The organism is Chelativorans sp. M5D2P16, assembly GCF_034427935.1.
Classification (GTDB): domain Bacteria; phylum Pseudomonadota; class Alphaproteobacteria; order Rhizobiales; family Rhizobiaceae; genus Chelativorans.
In genome coordinates this window covers 1-9,346 of record NZ_JAXQNM010000032.1, presented here as the reverse complement: position 1 = coordinate 9,346, position 9,346 = coordinate 1, and the positions used below count along the sequence as shown (strand labels likewise).

11 protein-coding genes are annotated in these 9,346 nt (G+C 61.5%); 3 read left to right on the top strand and 8 right to left on the bottom strand.

The features are described 5' to 3' along the window. Positions 1 to 502: TetR/AcrR family transcriptional regulator (locus SIN08_RS16015; protein ID WP_322449399.1), on the bottom strand; the 502-nt coding region annotated here is incomplete at its 3' end. Positions 503 to 628: 126 nt separating this feature from the next. On the opposite strand from SIN08_RS16015, the gene SIN08_RS16010 reads away from it, so the two are divergent. Further along, a complete protein-coding gene (locus SIN08_RS16010) occupies positions 629 to 1,816 on the top strand; it encodes an MFS transporter (RefSeq protein ID WP_322449400.1) in 1,188 nt (395 codons plus the stop codon). 302 nt (positions 1,817 to 2,118) lie between these two features. Here the strand turns inward: SIN08_RS16010 and SIN08_RS16005 are convergent, their stop codons facing one another. From SIN08_RS16005 to SIN08_RS15980, 6 genes are all read right to left on the bottom strand, one after another. Then, on the bottom strand, positions 2,119 to 2,757 hold the full coding sequence (locus tag SIN08_RS16005) for an NAD(P)-dependent oxidoreductase (protein WP_322452606.1): 639 nt from the start codon (positions 2,755 to 2,757) through the stop codon (positions 2,119 to 2,121). A gap of 45 nt (positions 2,758 to 2,802) precedes the next feature. After that, a complete protein-coding gene (locus SIN08_RS16000) occupies positions 2,803 to 3,747 on the bottom strand; it encodes a DMT family transporter (protein WP_322452605.1) in 945 nt (314 codons plus the stop codon). Beyond that, positions 3,744 to 4,085 (bottom strand): carboxymuconolactone decarboxylase family protein, encoded by a 342-nt coding sequence (locus tag SIN08_RS15995; protein ID WP_322452604.1) that lies wholly within the window; start codon positions 4,083 to 4,085, stop codon positions 3,744 to 3,746. The genes SIN08_RS16000 and SIN08_RS15995 overlap by 4 nt, the downstream gene beginning before the upstream one ends. A 68-nt stretch (positions 4,086 to 4,153) precedes the next feature. Beyond that, positions 4,154 to 4,987: an arylamine N-acetyltransferase gene (locus SIN08_RS15990; RefSeq protein ID WP_322452603.1), complete on the bottom strand. Its 834-nt coding sequence runs from the start codon at positions 4,985 to 4,987 to the stop codon at positions 4,154 to 4,156. A gap of 32 nt (positions 4,988 to 5,019) precedes the next feature. Then, on the bottom strand, positions 5,020 to 5,586 hold the full coding sequence (locus tag SIN08_RS15985; RefSeq protein WP_322452602.1) for a DUF6506 family protein: 567 nt from the start codon (positions 5,584 to 5,586) through the stop codon (positions 5,020 to 5,022). A gap of 48 nt (positions 5,587 to 5,634) precedes the next feature. Further along, complete coding sequence (locus tag SIN08_RS15980; RefSeq protein ID WP_322452601.1) at positions 5,635 to 6,210, bottom strand: NAD(P)H-dependent oxidoreductase; 576 nt, start codon at positions 6,208 to 6,210, stop codon at positions 5,635 to 5,637. A gap of 116 nt (positions 6,211 to 6,326) precedes the next feature. On the opposite strand from SIN08_RS15980, the gene SIN08_RS15975 reads away from it, so the two are divergent. Further along, positions 6,327 to 7,244, top strand: coding sequence for a LysR family transcriptional regulator (locus SIN08_RS15975; RefSeq protein ID WP_322452600.1), 918 nt, complete (start codon positions 6,327 to 6,329; stop codon positions 7,242 to 7,244). A 135-nt stretch (positions 7,245 to 7,379) separates the two neighbouring features. Here SIN08_RS15975 and SIN08_RS15970 read toward each other — a convergent pair whose 3' ends face one another. Continuing rightward, positions 7,380 to 7,643 (bottom strand): DUF1127 domain-containing protein, encoded by a 264-nt coding sequence (locus tag SIN08_RS15970; protein WP_322452599.1) that lies wholly within the window; start codon positions 7,641 to 7,643, stop codon positions 7,380 to 7,382. Positions 7,644 to 7,783: 140 nt separating this feature from the next. Between SIN08_RS15970 and SIN08_RS15965 the strand changes: the two genes are divergently transcribed. Next, positions 7,784 to 8,731, top strand: a complete 948-nt coding sequence (locus tag SIN08_RS15965) for a transcriptional regulator GcvA (protein WP_322452598.1) — start codon at positions 7,784 to 7,786, stop codon at positions 8,729 to 8,731. The last annotated feature ends 615 nt before the right edge of the window (positions 8,732 to 9,346 follow it).

Sequence of the window (9,346 nt, the reverse complement as noted above, 5' to 3'; positions counted from 1 at the left end):
GCATAGGTTGGTTCGTACGCTCGTGCAACGCGGTCACCGTCGCGCCGTCGATGAGCAGGACCAGTTGCGGGGCGAGCGTTTCGGCATCGCGGTAACCTGCGGCGACTAGACATTTTCCGAGGAATTCCGCCACGGCGCGCTTATGTTCTTTGGCGATCCGGAATACCGGACTGGCGGGGTCGGCGATCTCGGCCATTGCGTTGATGAATGCGCAACCGCGATAACCCGACCAGTCCGACCGTTCCGCGAGCGCATCGAAGACGGCCAGCGGATCCCCGCCGAGATCGCGGACGCGCGTTTCCAGCCACTCGCGGTACGCCCTATCGTGGCCGCGCAGCATGGTGACGACCAGATCATCCTTGCTGGCGAAGTGCCGGTAGAAAGAGGCGCGACCAACGCCCGAGACGGATAGAAGCCGCTCCAGACCCACGGCCTGAATGCCTTCCGCATAGAACAACTTCTCGGCAGTTTCGATCAAACGTTCACGTGCGCGTGTCGGCATCTACAGCGTCCTTGACAGATACGGAACCAATCAGTACCGAATGCATGAACGGAACTGATCGGTTCCAACTTATGAGATGCAAAGCGGCCCGTCCAGCCTTGGAGCGAGCGGGGGCAAGGAGCTGTCATGGATATGCGAGCCAAACCAGAAAATCTGACAGACGTTGACCCCCCTGGGCTCGGGCGAGTCACAGTCCTGGCCTTGGGCGTCTTCGCCGTGGGCACGGGCGAATTCGTCCTGGCTGGTCTGTTGCCCCTGCTGATGGAGTCGTTCGCTATCTCTGCGGCGAAGGCCGGCCAGATCATCACGGTTTTTGCCATGACCTGCGCGATTGCTGCGCCTTTGCTCACCACGCTGACGGCCTCCTGGCCGCGCCGGACGGTGCTCGTCGTAGCGACGGTGACCTATCTGATCGGTTCGGCTGGCACTGCCCTGGCATCCACCTATGCGCAGGTGCTGCTGGCGCAGATGGTAGCTGCGGTCGGCGTGGGGATGTTCATCCCCAATGCTTCCGTTACGGCGGCAGCACTCGTGCCGCAGAAGTTTCAGGGCCGTGCCATCGCCATCGTCGTTACCGGCTTCACCGCAGCTGTGTCGCTCGGCGCGCCGTTCGGCACTGCACTTGGCGGATTTGCCGGCTGGCGTACAACGATGTGGTTCACGGCCGCGCTCGCCCTCCCAGGGCTTTTCGGCGTGCTCGCCCTGGTGCCGAGGCACGTGCCGATCGAGACGCCCGAAACGCTGGCGGAACGGCTAGGCCCGCTTGCGAACCGGCGAGTGCTGGCGGTGATGGCGACGACGCTTATTGGCTTCACGGCGGTCTTCATTCCCTATACCTATGTCGGCGTCATCTTCGCTCCGGCAACGGCAGGAAGCAGTGTCGCACTGGCCGTCCTAATGTTCACGCTGGGCGTCGTCGGTACGATCGGGAACTTCGGCGCAGGCTTTCTCGCCGACAGGATCGGCGGCGCGCGGGTGGTTGCCATCGCTTTGGTCTGGCTCGCCGTCAGCACTGTCATCCTGCCATGGACGACGACACAGTACGGCGCTGCCGTCGCGACGATCGCCTTCTATGCACTGGCCGCCTTTGCCATTACTACACCGCAACAGCACCGGCTGATGTCGCTCAGGCCCGATGCCGCCGCCGTATTGATCTCGCTCAACCAGGCGATTCTCTACCTCGCCATCGCCATGTCGGGCGTGGTGGGCGCTGTCGGAATCCAGTGGGTCGGCGCACAGTATGTCAGCCTGATCGCCGCAACCCTGGCTATCATTGCCCTTGCTGTTTCACATCTGGCAGGACAAAAAGCATAAGTGGCTAATATCTCGACCTCCAGTGCCGTGTAGCCCGATACGCTTTGGAGATCGGCCTCGACGCTTACGTTAGGCCATATCTCGCCGATGATCCGCTGCACCATGGCTACACAACTGTCGCCGATTACCGCAGCTACCTAGAAGTCTTGCATCTTGTGATGCAGCTTAGGGGCCGATTCCCAACTGTCTCCTTCGCGCTAAAGCCGCGAGATAGCAGCCATAAGAAATCATCTATGCCGCATGACTTGAGCTTATTCGTTCGCTTTGCGAACATTGCTAAGGCGGTTTGGCCAAGTCGCACCTCAGTAGGCGACGGTAAATCGGGCGCGTCGGTGCTTAGGCTCTTCCGCCTCGTCGAGCAACGCAACGGCAAGGTCTTCCAGCGATATCGTCGACGTGCCGGCGGTATTGACGAGCAGTTCGTCACCGCCCGTTCTATAGCGGCCAGTGCGCTCGCCCGGTTGTAGCAGTGCCGGCGGGCTCAGATATGTCCAGTCCGCATGCGTCTCAGTCCGGCAGATCGCGTATTGATCGCAGCAGGCAACCGCGATCTCCCGCCAGGCCGGGGAGACATACCGTTCATCGTCGACGATTGCCCTGCCCGTATCGGGTGCGGCAAGACTGCCGGCTCCGCCGACCAGCAGGAGCCGCACACCCGTGAGCCTGAGACCTTCCAGCAGCGCCTCGGCGGCCGTAACCAGATCGCGCTCGCTGCCGGGCGCCGGGCGGGTGGCGCTGATCACCAAATCGTGGCCCACGCTTAGTTCGGCAACGTCACCCGCGTTCGCGGCATTGCCGGAGCGGATGGTTGCTGCGGGGAGCGGCTCTGCTACGCGGGTCGGGTCGCGCAGGACGGCAGTGACCTCGTGCCCCCGCTGCAGGGCCTCGGCAACAACACGGCGTCCAATATTTCCCGCGGCTCCAAAGACAAGGATACGCATGTTCCTCAAGCTCCTGTTTCGACCGATGAAATTCTCTTTGTCAACTTAGCCGGTTGTGGGTCGGCTTTCCGTGGCAGGTGCCCCACCGCGTCCGCTCGCCGAACGGCGCAGCAGGAGCACAATCGCCAGGATCACCGCAAAGCTGCCGGGCAGCCATTCCCATCCGATCGTGTCGGGCTCGGTGACGAACAGGATGAGCATGGAAACGAAAGGAACCAGATAGGTGTAGGCCGTCACCGCGCCCGGCGTGAGAACCCCGGTCCCCCGCTGGATCAGCCAGAAGGTGACGCCGCTGGAAAAGACACCCAGATAGGCGACCAGCAGGAAATCAAAGACCGTCATACGGGCCAGTGCCTGCACCGACTCCAGCGCCAGTCCGAGAAAACCGATGAGCACACCGCCGGCCACGAGGCTCCAGAAAGTGCGCAACGCAGCGCTGTTCGAAAGCCAACCCCGCTGCAGGCCCCATTTGCTCAATACCGGGTAGAGCGCGGAGGCAACACAGCCAAGGAAAAACAGCCCCTCCGCGAGCCCGAATTCAAAGCTGTCCCCCGTGCCGTTACTGCCGACCCAAGCCAGCGCCAGCGCACCAACTGCTCCAACCGCCAGTGTCGCCAGCAGCGCCACATCCGGTCGCTCTACGCCAAGCGTCCGGCCGAGGGCATAGGCAAGCAACGGAACGCTGACATAAAGCGTGGCCATCGACAGTGCGCTGACCTGATGTGCGGCCCAGAACATCGCGCCAAAGAAGCCGGCAAGACACAGCCCCATCGCCGCATAAAGTGCGAGCCCGGCAAGGCTAGGCCGACGATCAGGCGCACGCCAGACAAGGACGCCGATGGCTAAAGCCGCGATTGCGAAGCGGATCGCTGTCAGAAACAGCGGCGGCAGCCCCTCGCTTAACAGGCTCACTGCCGGGAACGATAGTCCGACAATCAACGCCCACAAGAACATTCCGGCGTGCGCGCTTTTCGGCTCAGACGTCGTCATTTTCGGTCCTCCGCCCGCAAAATCACGTAGACCTCATCGCGAGCGTGAGATTGCGCGACAAGCGTCAACGCTTCCGTCCATGCCAGCGCTGCCCGTTCGCGATCCGTGTAGAAGGAAGATTCCTGCCAGGCCGTCAGCAGATGAAGCCGCTTCTCCCGCTCGCCAGCCTCACGCGCCTCGCGGGTGTGCATCTCGACGCAGTAGGCACAGCGGTTGAGCTGGGAGGCGCGGGTTTTCACCAGCTCTATCAGCGTTGGCTCCAGGCCCGATCTTCGAACGTCTGTCTCCAGCGTCAGTATCGCGTCAATGGCTTCCGGCGCGGCTGCAAAGGCGTTCAATCTCGGTTTCATCTGTTTCTCCCTGGATGAGGTCGTGCCGCTGGCGCCAGAGTTGTCAGGCTGTGAGGTCACCTGATTACCCACGACAGGGCCGCTTCATGGTTGCGCGGAACGTCGATCAGAAAGCGCGAACCAAGTATGTCGCGCAGTTCGGCGACGCTCGTGAGCAGCGTGCGCTGCGGCGGCGCGTCGAACGTGTGAATGGTAAGCCTGTTGTCGAGCAGGGCGTAACGTCCCCCGTCGAAGGGACGCGCGGCGATCAATGTGTCGCAGAAATGGGAACTGGGATGCGACGACAGGTAGTAGTTGGCGATCTCGTAGTCGCCGAGCACTTGCGCCTGCAGATCGAAAACATAAACCGGTCGCCAATCGGTACCGATTTCGGCGTCGAGGCGGTAAAGACCGTTTCGCTCCACAAGGCGAAACCGTTCATGCGGCGTCTGCTGTTCGCGGTCGGTATCGAGGCGGAGCGCAGCCGTGAGTGTCAGCGCGCCAAACCCGACATCGGCGATATGTTCCTCGCCTTCCGCCTGCACTTTAAGAAGCATGTGGCCGCGCGGCGTCAGCACGCAATCATTCTGGCTCCAGCGGATTCTGGCTGAAAGCCCGGTGACGCCGAAACCCAACGCTGAGAGCACCGTCCCGAAGAGAAGATTCTGCTCAAAACAGTAGCCGCCGCGCCTCTTTCGCACCAGCTTGTCGACTAGCGATTCCGGATCAAGCCGAACCGGCAGATTGCCGAAAAGCGGGTCCAGATTTTCGAACGCTATCTCCTGGGGATGCAGGTTATGCAGGGCCTGCAACGTCCCGAGCGTAGCATCCCTCGACCCCGAATATCCGATGCGGCACATATCTGCGTCGAGATCGATCCTGGCCGCCGGGAACAACTGGTCAGCGGTCATGGTGGCCACTTCCTGGTTCGCACTGTCCCTGACTACCTGTGCCCGAAGCCACTCACGCCAACAGCGGACCGTCCTTCGACGGCATCGATGATTTCCGAAACGGTTTCGTCGGAGAACCCGCCATAGAGCTCGATCAGGCCAACCCCCTGATCCGCCAACTGGCGCGCAACGTCAGACGCGGCTCGTTCGTCAGCCATGATGAAGGTGGTGCTTTGAGGCCCCGCGCTGCGGAAGAAGCTGTCGGTGGCCGGATCGGCGCCTGGAGCCAACACGATGCAGGCTTCTGCGGGGGGCTTTCCATCCATAAAGGCCTTGTTGAATTCGGCCGCTTTCATGATCGATTCAATTCCGAACGATACGGCCGCGACTCGTGTGTCGGCGGGTACGGCCGCCTTCACCTTGGCGCGCACCGCAATCGGCATGCCACCGCACAATTCGACCAGTTCGACACCCGCGTCTGCCATCTCTTTTGCAACGGCCGGGACCATCGATACCTGGCCGACCAACACTATGGTCACACTGCCATTTTCGTGCTCGTGGACGAACCGGTCAGTAGTCGGATCGGCTTCCGGAAACTCGTAGAAGATGGCGCGATGCATCACGTTTCCCCTTGTTGCTGTGGCTAAAGCCTGCTTCCGCAGCTTTCGTCAGGAGCCATAGGGCCGATCGGCGCGCGCATTGCGGAGCGCCACCGCCCACCACTGGAGTTGGTCGAGCATCATCTTCGCGGCGACGTTCGGTCCTTCAGGCTCGGAGAGCGCGCCAGTTTCGTCGAACATGCCGTGGCAGTTGTGCAAGCTGACGCAATCGCGGATCGAGACCATGTGCAGTTCGGCACATACCTGCCGTAACTGCTCGACCGATCTCAGTCCGCCTGAAATGCCGCCATAGGACACGAACGAGACCGGTTTGGCCATCCACTCCTCACGCGCCGAATCGAGCGCGAACTTCAGCGACGCAGGATAGCCGTGGTTGTATTCAGGCGTGACAATCACAAACGCATCCGCCTCCGCAAAACGTCCGGTCATAACCTGCGCCTCCGTCGGAGGAATATCGGTGATAACGGCCGGAAGATTTGCTTCAGCCAGATCGATGAGGTCGATGTCGATCGCTTCGTTCAAGGCGGCGCGCCCTACGAACCAACGCGCCACCGTATCTCCAAACCGCCCTTCGCGAGTGCTCCCCACGATGACCGCGGTACGAATTCGATCTCCAGACATCATGGCATTCTTCTCACTTCGCTGCGTTGTCAGTTTGAGCGTGGTTTTTCGAATGGCACTGGCGCTTGTTCTAGGCAATTGCTAAAGACTGGATCAATTTGATCGAAAGGATCGATCGGGTGATTGACGCGCTCACGCTTGACCAGTTGCGGGCCTTTGTTTCGGTGGTCGAAGCCGGAAGCTTTCGTGGCAGCGCGAGGCGCCTGTCGCGCGTCCAATCCGCGGTGAGCTACTCCGTGGGAAACCTGGAGGCGCAGTTGGGAGTGACGCTTTTCGACCGTTCCGGGCATCGGCCAAAGCTCACGCCACAGGGTCTGTCCCTGCTGGCCGACGCGCGGTCGATTCTCCTGAAGGTCGATGCGTTGAGAGCGCGGGCGCGGGAACTCGGCGAGGGAGTAGAACTCGAACTGTCGATCGTGATCGACTCGCTCTACCCGATGCCCTGGGTCATGGAGGCGTTGCACGTCATCCGTCGCAGCTACGTTGGCGTGAGTATCCGGCTCGAGGTCCTGCCGCTCGGCGGCCCGCCTGCCGCGATTCAGGAGGGACGGGTGACGCTGGGCATTTTGGCCGGCGAAGACCTGACGGATTCGCGCATCGAGCTCGAGGCGATGCATTCGCATTCCTTTGTCGCGGTCGCTGCGCGAACCCACCCGCTGGCGGCAGCGGCGGAAGACTCGGATAGTTTGGAGGCCGTGGTGCTGGCCGAGCACGTACAGATCGTCTTGTCCGACCCGACCCAGCTTTCCGAGGGCCGCGATTTCGGCGTCCTGTCGCCAACGACCTGGCGCGTCAACAACCAGGAGACGAAATACGCGATGATCCGGGCCGGCCACGGCTGGGGACGACTACCCTGTTGGGTGGTGGAGGAGAACCTCGCAAGCGGGGAACTGGTTCGGCTCCCGGTGGTCGCGCTGGGCCTCGGCGGCCAGGTCGACGTGCAGTTCTATCTTGCGCGCAGGATCGACCGGCCCCTTGGACCCGTGGCCCGTGCATTCAGGGAGGCAATTCTCGCCAGCCACGCTTCCGGAACCTGAGGGACACAGGGCCTGGTTCTTGGCGGCAGGCGTTGCGCGTTCCCGGGCGTAGCCGGCCATCTTCCCGGCTCCTCGAAGCGAGGCAGCGAGGGGCCGGAGGAAGGCAGGCCGATGACATAGTCCTGCCGGCGAATGTCACTTTTCATCCGCACGGGGGTTCACTGGCCGCCAGAATGGCTTTGCCACCTCGCGCGAAATTTGCCAGCGCGTAAGCCCTATGTCGGTGAGAAGGTGGTCATCAAGCGCGGCTAGGCGCTGCCGGTCCAATATCCGATCCCGGCAATGACGATAGTACGTCCATATGGATCTCAGAAATATTAGGGAAACTAATCTGGAACAAGGCCGCCCGCTAAGTCCAGCTTCAGTGTCCACCCGAGCTTTCAGCGACGTATTGGTCATAATTCGGGGCCTCCTTCAACTTGATTGCGGCAATCTGGCCGTTCTCGACCGGCGACAAGCCGGAATCTGGCGGATGGACGCGCGTATCACAAACGACTATTTCTCAGTATTCGGATGAATGAAAATAATGCGAGATTGTGATGCCGAGACGCTTGCCGCCGCTTAATGCGCTGCGCGCTTTCGAAGCCGCCGCCCGCCATCTATCCTTCACGAGGGCGGCGGACGAGCTGTGCGTCACGCAAGCCGCCGTAAGCCACCAGATCAAGTCGCTGCAGGAAACGGTCGGGATCCAGCTGTTCCGTCGCTACAACCGCCGGCTGGAGCTCACACGGGCGGGTCAAGGCTATTTGCCGCCGCTCCGCGATGCCTTCGACATGATGGCGGCGGCAACACGGCAGTTGCGATCGGACAGCGGGTCCGGTCAGATCAGGGTGAGCACCCTGCAGTCCTTTGCGACAAAGTGGCTCATCCCGCGCTTGAACCGCTTCCACGAGCGTCACCCGGGCATAGATCCGATGATCTCCACCTCGCAACGCCTCATCGACCTTTCCGCCGACGAGATCGATGTCGCCATACGCGTCGGGCGCGGCAATTATCCTGATCTCCATGTCGTGCCGCTGATGGATGATCTGGCTTTTCCCGTCTGTTCGCCGCGCCTGATCGATAAAGCCATACCACTTCGCCAGCCTGCCGATCTCGCACATCACGTGCTACTACACGACTTCTCGGTATCGCGCGACGGCGATGCGCCCAGTTGGCATAACTGGCTGAAGCGCGCTGAAGTGACTGGTGTGGACGCCGCAAAGGGACCGTCCTACAACGACACCGCCATGACCCTGCAGGCGGCTGCCGCCGGACATGGAGTCGCTCTTGCCCGAAGATCCCTCGCTACCGACGATTTGAACGCCGGCCTGCTGGTACGCCCTTTCGGCCCCGATATGCCGACCAGATTTTCCTGGTATTTCGTTTGCACGCCTCAGACCTCTGAGCTTCCAAAGGTTCAAGCCTTCTTGCGATGGTTGCAGGATGAAATCGTTTGCACTGCAAATGAAGCCAGGTGGCAAGGGTCGGATTACTATCGAGATTGAGCGCTTTCAGATAATGCCGAGAATTTAGGTTCGAGCTGCCTGCGACCCCACCGGGGTCGGCCCGATACTGATGTTGCGCCTTCGGGCAAACCGCCCTGCCTCCCCAGATGGGCCAGTGACAGGTTCTGGGGTTTGCGTGAACTGCCCTGAACGACCAAGATGCGGCGCGCAGCAGTCGTTCGTGAAGCGTGGCGGGAATGACCGGATCGGGGCCGAAAGCTGCCCGTCCCCTATCGAGGCGAAGTTGCCAACAAGCGGCCGTTCCCTTGGCGACCCGTTGCGGCCGTAGCCGACGGACACAATGGAGGGCTCGATTGAGCCCTGAACCGCTCATTTCTAGCTAGGCTCGGCAGCAACGGCGCTGGAGGGTGGAAAGTTCACGTTGCCGCCGTCGATCTGAACGTGCAGAAAGCGCCATTGCCAACCTTTCTGGCATTCCTCCAAACCGGACGCCCACGACGGCTGAGTGACCTCGCCGACGAAAAGAAGATCTCCCGCCATGCCTTGGGGCACGACGGGAGAGCGGAGCGCGGTCAGAATTTTCCGACGACGTTGAGGAAGACGCCCTGGTCGTCGAGGGTGAGGTCTCTGAGGTCGTCGGAGAAGCGTCCGAAG

Bases quoted from the DNA above. Each gene is read 5' to 3' on its own strand.
- SIN08_RS15980 (WP_322452601.1), bottom strand. From the start codon at position 6,210: ATGATGTCTGGAGATCGAATTCGTACCGCGGTCATCGTGGGGAGCACT.
- SIN08_RS16000 (WP_322452605.1), bottom strand. From the start codon at position 3,747: ATGACGACGTCTGAGCCGAAAAGCGCGCACGCCGGAATGTTCTTGTGG.
- SIN08_RS15990 (WP_322452603.1), bottom strand. From the start codon at position 4,987: ATGACCGCTGACCAGTTGTTCCCGGCGGCCAGGATCGATCTCGACGCA.
- SIN08_RS15970 (WP_322452599.1), bottom strand. From the start codon at position 7,643: ATGACCAATACGTCGCTGAAAGCTCGGGTGGACACTGAAGCTGGACTT.
- SIN08_RS16005 (WP_322452606.1), bottom strand. From the start codon at position 2,757: ATGCGTATCCTTGTCTTTGGAGCCGCGGGAAATATTGGACGCCGTGTT.
- SIN08_RS15985 (WP_322452602.1), bottom strand. From the start codon at position 5,586: ATGCATCGCGCCATCTTCTACGAGTTTCCGGAAGCCGATCCGACTACT.
- SIN08_RS15965 (WP_322452598.1), top strand. From the start codon at position 7,784: ATGCCGAGACGCTTGCCGCCGCTTAATGCGCTGCGCGCTTTCGAAGCC.
- SIN08_RS16010 (WP_322449400.1), top strand. From the start codon at position 629: ATGGATATGCGAGCCAAACCAGAAAATCTGACAGACGTTGACCCCCCT.